A 15561-nucleotide genomic window follows, 5' to 3' on the forward strand; every position below is an offset into this window, starting at 1 on the left:
TCCTCCTTTCATTACTAATATTCAGCAAAAGTATGGATCATATATACAAAGACAAGGGCTTCCAAAAATTCCGAAAGAAGCGATTTTTTAGTACTTTTTTTACACATTTTAAGACAAGTATTTGTTCTTACGGCAATCTTACCGAATTAGAATTTATTTTTTGATCATCGTTGTCCATTTGAACTTTACTAATAAAATGGCTTTATAAATAAATGGTATAATTTCAGCTACTAACAACCCTCAATTGTCAAAGAATATCGCAGGTTCATTATTCCTATTAGTAGAGTAATTGTCGCATTTCATTTACATAGGAAAAAAGGCACAAAATATTCCATTAACAACTTTGGGACAAAAAGTTTAGAATTCAAAAGAAAAATCAACTCCAAATTCAAACAAGCAGCTCAACGAAAAATCAAGTAAATCCAATAATCAAAAAAATCAGAGGTTAAGGCAGTGTGTAGGTAACTCTCTAAAAAAAGCAATTAAATCAGAATTTACCACTCGAAAAAAAAATCATTCCAGCACTATTAGTCATAATTTAACCTAGTAATAACCCTTTAGAAGCTCCTATATACCTTAATCAATATCATAAGCTGGCTGGCTTCTTAACTATGGGAGCCAGCCAAAAGGACAAACCTGTATTTTGGCTTATCAATACGGTGCGGTTATGGCAGATATGATAGTACCCACCAATGGTGCGTTAATGGCTATTTTGGCCATAGCAGGAATTCCATATAACAAATGGCTGAATTTTGCACTAAAACCTCTGATGTTCATTTTACTGCTATGTGGCTTTGCCATCATGGTAGCGGTTTTGAGGGGATATTCATAGTCTCAATAAGTTTAATCTTGTTGAACTATTATAATTGAAAAAAGCCTATAAAGCGGATTTAATTTCAATGAGCCAATGCCTTAAAATATCACTACATGTTTCCCACTTATCGCCTTAAAATTTATGCTTGAAATTGATTAGAGCCAAAATCAGAGACTGAGCCCGTTTTCAATGTTAGGTTTCTCACCCTTCCAAGTTTTAAAAGAGATGGTTTGTCATACGGCCTTCTATTCAGTTTTTGACGCAAATTCAGTTTTCCCTGTTTCATCATTAAAGTAGTGTGGTTTGTCAAAAGAAATTATTTTCTACACAATTTGGTCTTTTGACTACGAAAAAACCACATATGACACTAAAATATGGCTAATTAATTATTTAACGGCGACACTTTTGTTTCAGACATTGTATAATACATCATAAATAACTATCAGTAAACAGTTTGACAGCTCTCAAAAGAAAACATTGACGTATAGATTTACGTTTCAACCCTCCAATCAATCTATTCAAATACACTTTCACCTTGATTTAACCCGCATTAGACAATCTCCCGATTTTATCAGTACCGTAGCTAAATTGCTTAAAATCAGCACATTTCGACAAGCTCAGTATAGACGTTAACCCATTTATTCCACTTTAAAACTCATTGCGATTCTACAATGCATAAACCAGGAAAAAAATCCAGTACTATTTTATGACCACAAACTCACAAATTAATGTCAAAAAACAAGCTAAAAAGTGTATTTAAATTCTTCTAGAAATCAGTCTAAAATTAATTCCCAGCTGACGTATTGGAATGTACTTTTTTAGAATCAAATTCGCAGCAAAATTTAACAATAGTAAATAATGCTATCACAAAAGAATACCTTTCTTTTCATTGCAATATCCCTTGCAATAGCCTCCATAATTAACGTTTTACAAAATTTAAACTATATCATATTACCCGAATTAGTTCCTACATTAAGCAGATGGTTGTTTATAGTGTCGATGATCTATTTTGGTTTTCAGAAAAAGTCTTTGACCGCCTGGATATTAATAAGTATGATCATTGGTGCAGAAATAGGAAATGACTTTCCAGCTTTTGCTGTGGAACTCAAAGTGGTTAGTAAAATATTCATCAAGTTAATCAAGACTATTATTGGCCCATTACTTTTTGCCACACTAGTTTCGGGAATTGCTGGGCATTCAGATTTAAAGCAGGTTGGAAGAATGGGATGGAAATCTCTGCTTTACTTTGAAGTAGTTACCACATTTGCCCTATTTATAGGTTTATTTTTTGCGAATTGGTTGAAGCCAGGAGCCGGAATTATGCAGATGCCCGGTATATCAGAAGAGCTTCCGCATGCTGAAGCCCAAACGTGGCAAGATGTTTTACTTCACGTTTTTCCCGAGAATATTGCGAAATCTATTGCGGAGGGTTCTACACTTCAAATTGTGGTATTTTCTGTTCTTTTTGGAATTGCTCTAGCCATGCTCGAGCATAAAAAAAGAGCGAAGATGGTCGCCGGTATTGAATTACTTTCTGAGGTGATGTTTAAATTCACAACCATCGTCATGTATTTTGCTCCATTTGCGGTTGGTGCTGCCATTGCAGTTACCGTAGGTCACATGGGTTTTGACGTCTTAAAAAACTTAGCAATGCTTTTGATGTCCCTTTACTTGGCTTTAATTGTATTTATTTTAATCATTTTGGTGCCAGTCATGCTTTTGATTAAAGTCCCTATATTAAATTTTTTAAAGACCGTATCAGAGCCGCTTTCTATTGCGTTTGCCACAACCAGTTCAGAGTCTGCTTTACCTAAAGCCATGGAACAAATGGTGAAATTTGGCGTACCAAGGCATATTGTTTCTTTTGTAATGCCAACTGGCTATAGTTTTAACCTAGACGGTTCAACATTGTATCTCTCTCTGGCTGCAATATTTGTAGCACAAGCGGCCAATGTAACATTTCCTATAGAACAGCAACTAATCATGATTTTCACCCTCATGCTCACGAGTAAAGGTGTGGCAGGTGTACCACGGGCTACCTTAGTCATACTCCTAGGAACGTTGGCATCTTTCGGTCTTCCAGAATGGCCTGTACTCTTAATTATCGGGATTGATGAATTAATGGATATGGCTCGTACCTCGGTAAATGTATTCGGCAATTGCTTAGCAACGACCGTTATTGCCAGATGGGAGGGCGAATTAGATGACGAAAAAATGAATGCTGAAGTAGTGTTAGATTAACGACAATACTGTAGCGTAAAACCAAGAAAAAAGCCTCTGATTAATTGAAAAAAACAATTACCCAGAGGCTTTAATTACAAAAAAACAAACGCTTATTTATTCCCTTGCAGATAAGTCACTAAAGAAGCTAACTCTTCATATGAAAGTGAATTTGCCAAGCCAGTTGGCATCATGGAGTTTTCCATTTCTTCACGGCTTTTGATGTTCTTTTTGGCAATTTTAGAAGCATTGCCACCGATGTCTCTTAACGTTAGTTCATCTGCAGATTCTGAAGTCACAAAACCCATGAACGACTTACCATCTTTGGTTTCAATCAAGAAAGATGCAAAACCTTGAGAAATAGAAGCGTTTGGTTTCAAGATAGACTCCGTAATCTGGTCTCTATTCATAATAGAACCAATTTGACCCATAAACGGTCCTTTCATCACTTGCCCTTTTTCTATGCTATGACAAGCAATACAACCTTGACTCATGAATAATGCCTTACCCTTTGAAGCATCTCCTTTAATCTCACCCATGGCCAGAATCACATCTTCTATGGACGCCTCTCCTACTTGACCTTTCTTGTTTTTAATGGCGTTAAAATCTACTTTGTTCACTACTTCTTCTGTTTCCTCCGCCAAAGCAGTCCCTAGTTCGGCTATGTCCATTCTATTTCGGTCGTTTAACCAAGCAAAGAAATCTGCTTTTTCAGCACCACCTGCTTCCATTTCTTTCAACAAGAAATCCTTTATGGCATCCGAACCTTCCCAAGTGATTCCTTTATAATATGGTCCGTGCGTGTCTGGTCTTGTACTCCACCACCAGCTACCATCATAAGGGGCTTCTTTGGTATAAATTCTAGCAAGTGTACTAAGTACAGCATCTTTATCTTCAGCATCCTCATAAGCGGCAATAAGACCATCAACCACTTTGGTATCGTGCATGTATCTTAAAGTCCATAGGGCCAGTTTAGGATTGTTATCAATGGCATCAATAGTTTCATCGACCGCATTCAATGCGATTAAAGAGCGTACTGCTAAATGGGGTAAAACAATCGCCGAATTTGGTGTAGCATGTGGCCCTTCCTTTCCTGTTTCTGGTATTTTGGCAGATGCCGGAACCTGAATTTCTAATAAAGTTTTAGCCGTTTCTTTGTTGCCCAATCTTCCTAAAGCGATAATCGCAGTAGCTTGAACACGAGGATTTGCATCTTCCACCGCGGCTATAAAGGGTTTCACAGGCACTGCATCCAAACAAGTTTTCCTATCTGCCAAGGCACGTAGAGCAAACTCACGCATCTTATCTTCTTCGCTTAATTTCAATAATTCTGACACGCCATTACCGCAAGCGGCCTGAGCATAAGTATATACGCCTGCCACACGTACTTGCAATGACAATGTTTTGTCGGTTGCTACTTTCAAGGCTGCAGCCGCAGCTTCGGCCGCTGGTCTTTTCAATAAGGCTTGCTGGGCATGGAAACGCGTTACAGAATTTCCAGCTTTTAAAAGTTCCGCTAATTCATCTACAGAAGCAGCCTTCAAATCCGGGAAGGCTTCATATTTCCAACCTTTAGGAACTACTTTCACCACATAGCCTTTATCTGGATTCCCTTTATATCCTGCTCCGTCCCATGCTGCTAAAAACATTCTTCCAGAACCGTCTACGTCCACATCAGAAATTTGGGCAAGTTTAATAAACTCCTCGTCGCTTTGTGTGAAAGTTGGACCATCCATCGTTACTCTGTGAATGTAGAGCTGACTTTTACCCCAATCTGCCATCATAGGCACATGATTATACGCTACTGGCCATCTGTCGTCGTCCATAAAATAACTACCCGTTCCAGACCCGCCACCTAAATCTTTTAGAGCAGGAATAATTTCGTCTGTAAAGTTTTTGAATAAAGTAGGATATCCTAATTCAGCACTCTGCTGATAGTGAATAAAACGAATGTTCCAACCACCGCCGTCATTGGTATTTCCCCGGGTATAAATATTCATAAATGGGTCAATAGCCACATCATAAATATTACGCGTACCATGAGCGTAAACCTCCATTTCTGTACCGTCAGGCCTCACACGTACTATTCCACCACCTAACATGGTCATTTTATTGCCAGAGGCATCTTCTGCTTCGTGGAAACCAAAGTCACCAACAGCAACATAAATCCAACCATCAATACCCATTCGGATTCCGTTGGTAGCATGGTCTGTTCCTCTGCTTCTTAGCGATTCAGGCGAACAAATGTTTTTTATGATAGGCTTAGAAGGACCATCGGCCACGCCATCTTGATCTTGATCTTCAAAAACCACTAAATCCATTCTAGCAGCTTCTCCAGTGGTTGCGTCAAAAACTGTATGTAAAACAAAAACCTCATCACCCACGGCCATAATACCTCTTGGGTTATCCGTTTTTGCAAATTCTATATGCTTCTCGTAAATTCCGTCATTGTCGGCATCAATCAATTTTACAATACTTCCTTTACCGGGATCTTTTCCTAAAGAACCCATCATATCGACGCCCACAAAGACCTCCCCTGTAGGTAAAACAGCTAAACAAGCCGGGCTGGGTACTACATCTGGACCTGCAATGTTTTCCATGATCAAAGCCGTGCTGTCTGGCTCAAAAGTAGCAGGGTTAAAACTCGCTGGGTTGAAATATTCTGTTAGTTCCTGTACATCAGCAGTTTGATTTTGGGAACAAGAAAACAGCGTTAAAAGGCTTAGAAGGGCTAAGTATTTATTGGACATTGTTAATAGATGGGATGAATGCTAAAATTAAATTCAAAGATAAAACTATTGATTCATAGGTTTTTACTGTTAAACCTGCGACAAAGAGATAACGGCAGATCCAATCTTTTATCAAAAGCCTAAAACTCTTACTCACAAGGAACTGTGGTATTGTGCAAATGATTGCTTTATGCAAAGACGGACCGAAAAATCCTTTGCTCGCTTGCTCTAATAATAAATAAACCTGTCCTAATAAATGAAAATCGATCCCTTGTTCGTTAACAAGAAATAAATCTAAGTTTTCATCATCTCCTTTCTTATAAGTGCGTAAATTCATCTCCCTTAAACAAAGTTCTTTTTTAGTGGCACTTTGTATAGCCCAAAATATAGAAATAATGAGAAACAAAACTGGCGTAATTCTGGCAATCATACTCTTACCTTTTTTATCCAATTGTCAAACAGAATTAGCCCAACCAAAGACCTTTCAAAAAACAGTTATCACCAGAGAGTTCCTCTCTGAAGGTGTAGGCGTGGCCGACTTAAACAAAGATGGCTTAAAAGATATCGTGGCCGGCTATTACTGGTTTGAAGCACCAAACTGGACCAAACATGAAATGGCTCCAGCAAGAGCCTTTGACCCACGAAAAGAATACAGTAAGTCTTTTTTGAATTTTACGCTTGACGTCAACCTTGATGGTTGGGAAGATGTCGTGAATATTGACTACCCGGGCACTCCGGCCTATTGGTTTGAAAACCCAAAGAATGAAGGAGGGCATTGGACCAAACATATCATTGGCGACTCCATAGGTATAGGAAATGAATCGCCTGGTTTTGTTGACATAGACGGCGATGGCAGAATAGACTTACTCTGTGGCGACGTAAAGACGAATCAGATAATTTGGCTTCAGGCTCCTACAAAAAAAGGTGAAACTTCATGGACACGGCACGCCCTCACGGCCGAAAAAGTTTATGGTACAGAAAGATTTGCTCACGGACTGGGTTATGGAGACATTAATGGCGACGGAATTAAAGATGTAGTTATTAAAGATGGTTGGTTTGAAGGTAAAGCCGATAAATCTTCTGGAGACTGGCGTTTCCATTTAATTAAACTTAGCGAAGATTGTTCTCATATGCAGGTTTTAGAAATCAATAAAGACGGCCGAAACGATATTGTTACAGCTTCTGCTCACAAACTGGGCATTTGGTGGTTTGAACAGTTAGAAGATGGCAATTTCAAGAAACATTTAATGAGCGAAACGACCTCGCAAACGCACTCCTCTATAATGGTGGATCTCAATAATGATGGTAAAGAAGACTTTCTTACAGGGAAAAGGTACCTCGCTCATAATGGAAATGACCCTGGAGATGGAGACGCACCTCTTTTAATGTGGTTTGAATTTACCCCGGACACAGCTCCATACTATAAAGAGCATTTAATTGACAATGACTCTGGTTCAGGATTAAATTTAGCCGTGGCAGATATGAATAATGATTTCAAAACGGATATCATTATCTCCAACAAGAATGGGGTTTTCTTAATGATTAATGATATCCCAAATAAGGAGCTGGATTGACAAGCGTTTGTGCTTCAATTTCGTAAGAACATGCTTAAAATTCATGTCATGCATTAATCATAGGACAAAAAGAGAGGCTGCCCCACAAATGTGAGACAGCCTCTTTAAAAATACCTTTTTTCCTAACCTAGTGCAGGAGCTACCGGAATTTCAGTAATTGTTTCTATTGTTTCAAGATGAGATTTGCTATCCCATACAAACTTGAATACGTTAACCGTAACATCAATCCTATTCAAATGTTTTTCACTATCCCTTCTAGGGTGCTCTAATATTCTTCCTTTCATCACCTCCGCTGCATTCAGAAACTGAGTTTGCTCCGCTATACTCAAATTCAAGAAACTACCACTGGCAGTATTATATTTTCCCACTACTTCTTGAAATGTGTGCCATGGGTTTTCCATTTTGATTTCCGTTCCACCCAAATCTATATTGTTAGCGGCTTTAGATTGAAAAGAAAAGGTAGTTAAACCTAAAATAAGAACGATTGATGCTGTTAGCTTTTTCATAAAATTGTTTCTAATTGTTTTAAATAATCTGCTTCTTTGACCCAATCGGCATGAAAAGGTTTAGTCTCTTTTTTAGCGTATTCTACCTATCAAGCAGCTTCCTCTACCAAAGGCAGAAAATAATCTACCATCGGGTATTAACCAAAAAGAAGACCTCCCAAAAGGAAGGTCTTCTTCTTATAAAACGAGTAATAACGCTATTTACCCATTGGCGAAGCATCACAATCCACATCGCCTACCGCATATTGTAAGCCGTCTAAGAAAAACTGCAATAATTCTGGCGTAAAGCTTTGTGCATTATGAGATGGAGAAGAATAAAAGATACGTCCCTTACCATGATTTTTAATCCAAGAAACGTAACGAATAGCATCTCCATCAGGATTTCTTAAACCTTCTATTTTCGAAGCTTCGAAATATAGAAGAGGCCTAAAGTTCTTTTTTGTATACGCTTTGTCGAAAATATAAGGTTCATCTTTATGTGTAAAACCTTTACCATTAAATGCCGCAACTAAAGGGTGATTGGCATCCACCAATTCAACATCAATTTTCTGTTGTTTAGGATGGTATTCAAAACTACCACCCATCATTTCACTGAAAGCCATGGACTTATTCTGCATCACTATACCACCATGCAAACTCATGACTCCACCACCTTTTTTCACATAAGTTATAAAGTCTTTCTCCATTTGGTGTGCCTTTTTCATCGCCTGAACAGAGTCTAAACCGGCCTGATTTTTAAGTACGTCCCAGAACATATCTCGGTGGTCTCCTACGCTACAGTTATTATTCATCACAACGGCATCGTACTGCTTCAAGTTTTCTTTCTCTAAAGCGAATATATCTATGGTATAGGTCATTTCAAAACCACCAGCTTTTTCCGCTATAGTTTTAATCATTGCCTCAGTGTGAGGAATAACCCAATGATTGAACCCTGTATGTAGCGAAAAAACTAAAACTTTACGCGTTTCCTTACTTGGATATGTAAGTTTGGCAGGGGCCTTGTCTTTAATTTCTTTAAGCCATGCATTATTCAGTTCTACTTCTGGTAAACTTTGAGCATTTAATACGCCGCAAAATGCCAAAAGGCCAAGTGCAAGAAAAGAGGATATTTTTATTTTCATTTCAGAAAGGGTTGAGTATTTATGAATGCAAATTAATCAGACTTTTGCTAAAACTCAGCCTGTATCAAAGGCTTAAAACTAGATAAATAAGGCTTTGATACTTTTCTTACGATTTCTGATGCCTTTCTACTAAAGAATCTTAATACGCTCTGCGGTATCTTTCAATTATCACATCACACTTATTTAATTCAAGCACTGAATCTGAAAGCGACACAATGGACCAGTCACTGCATGATAAACAATTAATAGCTGCACAGCTCGCATTTAAAGGTGGTACACTTAGTTTTATTGTCTTTCCTTTAGAACGTATTTTGTGAAAGTGCAGCAGACAGTTGGAGTTTCCCCAGCCCATAAAATATCACCGTCACTGGTAAATTCTAAAGATGGAAGCAGAATATAGTTGGTCACAGGAGTCCAATCTGTCCACTCTCCTTTTTCATCCTTTGTTTTTTTTCTCATAGGCGTTTTCCCATTTCCCTACCAGTTCTTTCGGTTTGATATTGTTTTTCCCACAAGCTCCCACCAAAACCACCAACAAAATACCAAGTACCGTTTTCATAAGCTTCCTTCCTATAAATTCTAAACCTTTATTTACCCCTACGATATTTAATCATTGAATTGTCACAAATATTAACTTCCAAGGCTGTATCTGTTAACTTTTCAATAGTCCATGCATCACAACCAGCACAGAATACCAAAGCACACTCTTCTGGTATTCCTGCAGAAGTATTGAATTTAATGCTGTCATTAAACAGTTCATAATTCAAATAGTTACAACAAAATTCAGATGGTTTTCCATCCCATAATACTTTCCCATCACTGGTGAATTCTAATTGAGGAAGTGCCACTAAGGTGTTGATGGTGGTCCATTCTGTCCACTTCCCTGATTCATCCTTGGTTTTAACTTCATAAGCGTTATCCCATTTTCCAATGAGATCCTTCTTTGGGCTTGTGGTATTTCCTGAACCACAAGAATACACCGTACCTAAAATTGCACTGATTAATAATAAGATTTTCATATTTGATATTTTAACTGCTTTTAAAACTCATAACTCGTTCTGAAGGTTGTATGGTAACTGGGTAAAACTAAATGAGACTATAAAAAAAATCAACAAGATTAGCTCATCTCTAAGCTACTATTAAAACAATAAAAGAAGATTTTATAAACCAAAGTCAAACTATTCATGTACTTTAAAGCGAGCTTGAATAGGTTTAAGAGATATCTTCTAGCATCAAAACTATGGTTATAAAGAAAGACAAATTAGGATAAAAAAAATCTTTCATTCAATGAGATACTTTTTAAGAAAAGTAAAGAAAAAAAGAACATATCTTTCGCATGATTTTGGCATGCACTGAAGTTTATGACAGTCTCAAAACCAGTACATTTACAAACCAAAATAACACCTTTTACAGAAGAACTTAATTTACAGACGATAACCAATAAAATGAGCAAAATAGACATAGATAATATTGAATTAGAATATCTATCAGAAGACGACTACGAGGAGCTTAAAGCTGCCATGATAACGTCGTATAATTCTATGCCAGATTCTTACTGGAAAAGACATCACATTAAATCTTTAATTTCCAAATTCCCTGCAGGACAGGTGGTTATGAAAATAAATGGCGAATTAGCTGGATGTGCTTTATCCATTATTATAGACGACGAAATTCTTCAAGGTAACCATACTTATAAAGAAATTACGCAGAATTATACTTTTGATTCTCACACAAATGCCGGAAATGTATTATACGGTATTGATGTTTTCATTAAACCTGAATTCAGAGGATTAAGACTGGGAAGAAGACTTTATGATTACAGAAAGGAACTGTGCGAAAAATTAAACTTAAAGAGTATAGCCTTTGGAGGTAGAATACCGAATTATCACAAATATGCCACTGAGCTCACACCTTTACAATATATTGAGAAAGTAAAAAGAAAGGAAATCCATGATCCCGTTTTAAACTTTCAAATATCAAATGACTTTCACCCTGCAAGAATTTTAAGAGGTTATTTAGAGGGAGATGAGGCTTCAAACGAATTTGCGGTATTGCTGGAATGGGACAACGTTTATTACGAAAAACCATCTAAAAAGGCAACTACAAAGAAAAAAGTAGTAAGAATTGGTCTTATTCAGTGGCAAATGCGTCCTTATGATAATTTAGAGGAGCTTCTGGAACAGGTGGAATACTTTGTGGATGCGGTATCTGGATATCGTTCAGATTTTGCATTATTTCCAGAGTTTTTCAATGCACCTTTAATGGCAGCCAACAATCACATGTCTGAGCCTGATGCCATTAGAGAATTGGCGAAATACACCGAAGAAATAGTTAAAAAATTCTCTGAACTGTCTATCTCCTATAATATCAACATCATCTCGGGGAGTATGCCCGAAATGAAGGATGAGCAACTCTATAATGTGGGTTATCTCTGCAGAAGAGACGGTACCGTGGAGCGTTACGAGAAAATTCACGTAACGCCAGATGAGGCCAAAGTATGGGGTATGCAAGGCGGAAGTGGCCTGAAGGCTTTTGACACAGATTGCGGAAAAATTGGTATCCTAATTTGTTACGATTCCGAATTCCCTGAGCTAAGTAGATTACTGGCAGACGAAGGCATGGATATCCTTTTCGTTCCGTTTTTAACAGATACTCAGAATGGCTACTCCAGAGTTCGTTACTGTGCTCAGGCCCGAGCCATTGAAAACGAATGCTATGTGGTTATTGCCGGAAGTGTAGGAAACTTGCCAAAAGTGCATAACATGGATATCCAATACGCTCAATCTATGGTATTTACACCTTGCGATTTCGCTTTCCCTGCCAATGGTATAAAAGCAGAAGCTACCCCAAATACGGAAATGATTTTGATAGCAGATGTGGATATTGATATGCTTCGTGAGCTGAACCAGTTTGGTGCAGTAAGAAATTTAAGAGATAGAAGGAAAGACGTTTACGAACTAAAGAAAGTATAAGTATACTTATTAAAGCTTTCAAAAAATTGGTCCGCTTGGTTTATACTGAGCGGACTCTTTATTTTACATTTGAATCAGCAAAACTTTATAGCAGTTGGAAGAGATACGTAAGATTTTTGAGGAAAACACAAAGCTCTCTGACGAAGACTGGACTTACTTTTTGTCAAAGCTAAAGCGTCTAGAAGTTCCTAAAAAAACAGTACTTTTAAACGCTAGAAATGTAGAGAACCACCTCTCTTTTGTTCAAAGTGGTATTGTCCGGTATTATATTCCTAATGTAGAGTCTGACCTCACATTTGCATTTGTTTTTGAAAACTCATTTAGCTGTGCCTACGACTCTTTTCTGTGCCAATCTCCCTCCAAATACACTGTAGAAACCATTTCAGATAGCATCCTTTGGCAATTAACCTATCAAGACCTAGAAGATATTTATAAAAACACAGCAGCCGGAAATACTATAGGTAGAAAAGCCAGTGAAGCCTTATTTCTAAAGAAAGCGAATAGAGAATTATCGCTCTTAAACGAAACTGCCGAAGAAAGATACCTCAACCTTTTTACAGAACGACCTGAGTTAATCCGTCAAATACCGCTTCGGTATATTGCCTCCTATATTGGGATTACGCCCCAAGCTTTAAGCCGTATCAGAAAAAGGATTTCTTAACTTGGGTTCATTGTCTTGTGTTTTGCAAAGCATGACCTTTGTTAAAAAATCAAACAATATGAAGCCACTCTTTATTCTTATCGGTTCTTTTCTGATTAGCCTGCTCGTTTTAAAACTAATAAACAAACAAGTTGACGTTCAGTTGGCGGGTAAAATAAGCATGGCTATCATGTTGCTTTTTACAGCTTTGGGGCATTTTATGTTTACCAAAGGCATGGCAGGGATGATTCCAGAAGCCATTCCTTTTAAAACTGAACTTGTTTACGCAACAGGTTTAATGGAAATTCTCTTTGCCATAGGTTTACTTTATCCCAAATACAGCTACTTAACAGGCATAATTCTGATTATATTTTTCGTGCTAATTTTACCTGCCAATATCAACGCTTCTCTGGATGGTTTAAACTACCAAACAGGAAAACTGGACGGACACGGCCTCTCCTACCTATGGTTCAGAATACCGCTACAGTTGCTCTTTATTGCTTGGGTTTACTTTTCCTCCGTTAAGAAATAATTCTTTTTTAAAACATGGATTGCAATTCACTTATTATGAATATCTTTAAATTAATACCCTATTGAAAACTATAAAAATAACCCATGATAGCCACCCTTTTAAGCAAAGTCTTTTTGCCTCTTTCTCTTGCCATCATCATGCTCGGAATGGGCATGACCCTAGTTCCAGGCGATTTTGGTAGAATTATCAAATACCCAAAAGCCGTCATCATTGGCCTCACCAATCAACTTATTTTTCTACCTATTATTGGTTTCTTGTTAGCTATTGCCTTTGACCTTGACCCAACCATGGCGGTAGGAATTATGATTTTAGCTTCTGCACCTGGTGGACCCACCAGTAATTTAATTAGCCAAGTTTGTAAAGGAAACATTGCCCTTTCAGTCACTTTAACGGCCATTGCAAGTTTTGTGAGTATTCTTACTATACCATTTATCCTTTCCAATGCTCTTGAGTATTTTGGTTCAAGTACTGGTCAAACCATTAAACTACCGATACTAGATACCATACTTCAAATCATGGTGATTACCGTCATTCCAATTTCGATAGGTATGATAATCAGGAAATATAAAGAGAACTTCGCTGATAGAATGGAAAAACCAATGCGTACAGCCTCGACCGTAATTTTCATCATTATATTTTTAGCCGTCATCGCTGCTAATTTTAACCTTTTAGGAGAAGCTCTAAAAAGAGTTGGCATCGTCACCTTACTCCTTAACCTAGCGACCATGGGCATTGGCTTTATGACTGCCAGAATATTCAAACTTGACTTTAAGAGTGCTATTTCCATTACGATAGAAAGTGGTATTCAAAACGGCACGCTGGCATTTGTGATAGCTACTACAATTCTTAATAATGTGGAATTTGGTATCCCTACTGGAGCATATAGTATCTGGATGTTTGTTACAGGTGGAATCCTTATGTGGAAGCTTGGAAAGAGAGAAATCGCGAATTAAACTTAACTAAAACAAAAAGCCACTATGCTTTTATGGCATAGTGGCTTGATAGAAATCAATTGGCTCAGCTTATAACAAACGCACTGGAAACTCCGCAAAGCTGTCTGCCCATCCAATCTTAATATGTACAGCTCCAGTAGTAGCTTTATACATCGTGATGGATAAGGCTTCTACATTTTCTGTGGCTTTTGACACTTTGCTGGTCACACTTGCCAACTCTTTTGATAAATCAAAATTATAAACACCCCAGCCATTTACTGTTGGGTGAAATTTCAGTGTCCAACTGTCTTCCTGAGGAATAATGTACATTGCGTAAGTTCCTGGAAAAAGCATAACATCGCCTATTCTTACTGGAGAATAGAAGGTAACTTCGGTAGTTTCATTGGCACCAATTCTCCATTCTTTTCCAAACTTCACCAATCCTCCAAAAACTTCTCTTCCTTTGGCCTGAGGACGAGAATAAACGATTTTAATTTGCGTCATTAAAGCCGCCTTTTCGTCTGCGGTTTCCGCAAAAGTAAGGTCATGTGCCGCATTATTAGGATAGTAAGACGCATCTAAAGGGCTGGCGTCTAGCTTAGGGAAGTCTTGAGCGGAAAGTTGAATCGAAATAAGTGCAAAAAGCACAAAGGTTAGTTTTCTCATTGATTAGTTTTTTATTGATTTAGAGTTACGAATTCATAATGCCCAAGGTTTGGTTTTAGTTCAGCTTTTAATGCTGAAACCCTTTTCTTTTAATAAATTTAAACAAAGGTGTAATGATTTGGGATTTTAGCCACTAAGTAAGAAAAAGAAATATTGAGTAGCGACTTTTATAAAATATCTATTCTACCATTCTCAGGAATAATTATCAAGTTATGTCGGGCTTATACCAACTCCCAAGAAGACTTTGAAGATTATTTTCAGGAGGTTTGTTTACAAATTTGGAGGAGTAAGGGAAACTTTCGTGAGGAGTCAGAATGGAGCACATGGGTTTACCGTATTTCATTAAATGTTTGTTTGACCTTACTTAAAAAGAAGAAAAGCAAGACACAACATTTTGTTTCCGACTCCATACCCAGCGAAGAAACAGAAAATAATTTTGCGTTTTCAGACGAATCATTAAACCTACTTTATGATGCCATTAGAAAGTTATCCGAGATTGATAGGGCCATCATTATGCTTTATTTGGAAGAAAAAACCTATCAAGAAATCGCAGATATTATAGGCACCAACCCAAACAACATTGGTGTACGTGTGACAAGAATTAAAACAAGATTAAAAAAACTTCTCGATGGAAAAATCAATTGAAAATATATGGAAAGAAGGCTTTCTTAAAAGTGATGCCTTGATAGCTCCAAAAGTCAATAACCTGTATAATAAAAAGTCAATTCACATCATTGACAAGTTTACAAGGATGTTTAGAATAAACCTGATTGCGATAGTAGCCTTCTCTCTTGTTTTCTTGCTTATATCATTTTTGGTAGGCATACCAGTAATGGGTCTTATCTTTTTTGTAAC

Annotated in this window: 16 protein-coding genes and 1 pseudogene; 9 read left to right on the forward strand and 8 right to left on the reverse strand. The window is 37.5% G+C overall.

Features of this window, described 5'->3' with window-relative positions:
• Positions 1-643: 643 nt before the first annotated feature.
• Together ACTBZY_RS08095 and ACTBZY_RS08100 are read left to right on the forward strand one after the other, a co-directional pair.
• Complete coding sequence (locus ACTBZY_RS08095) at positions 644-832, forward strand: hypothetical protein (protein ID WP_463045823.1); 189 nt, start codon at positions 644-646, stop codon at positions 830-832.
• An 840-nt stretch (positions 833-1672) separates the two neighbouring features.
• Complete coding sequence (locus tag ACTBZY_RS08100) at positions 1673-3055, forward strand: dicarboxylate/amino acid:cation symporter (protein WP_463045824.1); 1383 nt, start codon at positions 1673-1675, stop codon at positions 3053-3055.
• 92 nt (positions 3056-3147) lie between these two features.
• Here ACTBZY_RS08100 and ACTBZY_RS08105 read toward each other — a convergent pair whose 3' ends face one another.
• Together ACTBZY_RS08105 and ACTBZY_RS08110 are read right to left on the reverse strand one after the other, a co-directional pair.
• The gene (locus tag ACTBZY_RS08105; RefSeq protein WP_463045825.1) at positions 3148-5784 is read right to left on the reverse strand and encodes a DUF7133 domain-containing protein; all 2637 of its coding nucleotides are present in this window, start codon (positions 5782-5784) and stop codon (positions 3148-3150) included.
• Complete coding sequence (locus ACTBZY_RS08110; RefSeq protein WP_463045826.1) at positions 5774-6193, reverse strand: hypothetical protein; 420 nt, start codon at positions 6191-6193, stop codon at positions 5774-5776. The genes ACTBZY_RS08105 and ACTBZY_RS08110 overlap by 11 nt, the downstream gene beginning before the upstream one ends.
• Here ACTBZY_RS08110 and ACTBZY_RS08115 point away from each other — a divergent pair.
• Positions 6159-7337 (forward strand): FG-GAP repeat domain-containing protein, encoded by a 1179-nt coding sequence (locus tag ACTBZY_RS08115; protein WP_463045827.1) that lies wholly within the window; start codon positions 6159-6161, stop codon positions 7335-7337. The two genes, ACTBZY_RS08110 and ACTBZY_RS08115, sit on opposite strands and share 35 nt — an antisense overlap.
• Positions 7338-7459: 122 nt before the next feature.
• Here the strand turns inward: ACTBZY_RS08115 and ACTBZY_RS08120 are convergent, their stop codons facing one another.
• From ACTBZY_RS08120 to ACTBZY_RS08140, 5 genes are all read right to left on the reverse strand, one after another.
• Positions 7460-7843, reverse strand: a complete 384-nt coding sequence (locus tag ACTBZY_RS08120) for a hypothetical protein (RefSeq protein WP_463045828.1) — start codon at positions 7841-7843, stop codon at positions 7460-7462.
• Positions 7844-8040: 197 nt separating this feature from the next.
• A complete protein-coding gene (locus tag ACTBZY_RS08125) occupies positions 8041-8964 on the reverse strand; it encodes a ThuA domain-containing protein (protein ID WP_463045829.1) in 924 nt (307 codons plus the stop codon).
• A 285-nt stretch (positions 8965-9249) separates the two neighbouring features.
• On the reverse strand, positions 9250-9423 hold the full coding sequence (locus ACTBZY_RS08130; protein WP_463045830.1) for a hypothetical protein: 174 nt from the start codon (positions 9421-9423) through the stop codon (positions 9250-9252).
• On the reverse strand, positions 9401-9523 hold the full coding sequence (locus ACTBZY_RS08135) for a hypothetical protein (RefSeq protein ID WP_463045831.1): 123 nt from the start codon (positions 9521-9523) through the stop codon (positions 9401-9403). Before ACTBZY_RS08135 ends, ACTBZY_RS08130 begins: the two co-directional genes overlap by 23 nt.
• Before the next feature lie 28 nt (positions 9524-9551).
• Positions 9552-9983 (reverse strand): hypothetical protein, encoded by a 432-nt coding sequence (locus ACTBZY_RS08140; RefSeq protein WP_463045832.1) that lies wholly within the window; start codon positions 9981-9983, stop codon positions 9552-9554.
• Positions 9984-10409: 426 nt separating this feature from the next.
• On the opposite strand from ACTBZY_RS08140, the gene ACTBZY_RS08145 reads away from it, so the two are divergent.
• The 4 genes from ACTBZY_RS08145 (at position 10410) to ACTBZY_RS08160 (ending at position 14061) form a co-directional block, all read left to right on the forward strand.
• Positions 10410-11936 (forward strand): bifunctional GNAT family N-acetyltransferase/carbon-nitrogen hydrolase family protein, encoded by a 1527-nt coding sequence (locus tag ACTBZY_RS08145; RefSeq protein WP_463045833.1) that lies wholly within the window; start codon positions 10410-10412, stop codon positions 11934-11936.
• Between the two features lie 94 nt (positions 11937-12030).
• Complete coding sequence (locus ACTBZY_RS08150; RefSeq protein ID WP_463045834.1) at positions 12031-12597, forward strand: Crp/Fnr family transcriptional regulator; 567 nt, start codon at positions 12031-12033, stop codon at positions 12595-12597.
• Positions 12598-12655: 58 nt separating this feature from the next.
• On the forward strand, positions 12656-13108 hold the full coding sequence (locus ACTBZY_RS08155) for a DoxX family protein (RefSeq protein ID WP_463045835.1): 453 nt from the start codon (positions 12656-12658) through the stop codon (positions 13106-13108).
• An 83-nt stretch (positions 13109-13191) separates the two neighbouring features.
• Positions 13192-14061 (forward strand): bile acid:sodium symporter family protein, encoded by an 870-nt coding sequence (locus ACTBZY_RS08160; protein WP_463045836.1) that lies wholly within the window; start codon positions 13192-13194, stop codon positions 14059-14061.
• Positions 14062-14130: 69 nt separating this feature from the next.
• On the opposite strand, the gene ACTBZY_RS08165 is transcribed toward ACTBZY_RS08160, so the two are convergent.
• Positions 14131-14706, reverse strand: coding sequence for a DUF2911 domain-containing protein (locus ACTBZY_RS08165; protein ID WP_463045837.1), 576 nt, complete (start codon positions 14704-14706; stop codon positions 14131-14133).
• Between the two features lie 153 nt (positions 14707-14859).
• Between ACTBZY_RS08165 and ACTBZY_RS08170 the strand changes: the two genes are divergently transcribed.
• Entirely contained in the window at positions 14860-15351 is a 492-nt protein-coding gene (locus tag ACTBZY_RS08170; protein ID WP_463045838.1) for an RNA polymerase sigma factor, read from the forward strand.
• Positions 15335-15561: pseudogene (locus tag ACTBZY_RS08175) on the forward strand (hypothetical protein); the annotation flags it as partial. The gene ACTBZY_RS08170 and the pseudogene ACTBZY_RS08175, both read left to right, overlap by 17 nt.

The organism is Arcticibacterium sp., from assembly GCF_055134445.1.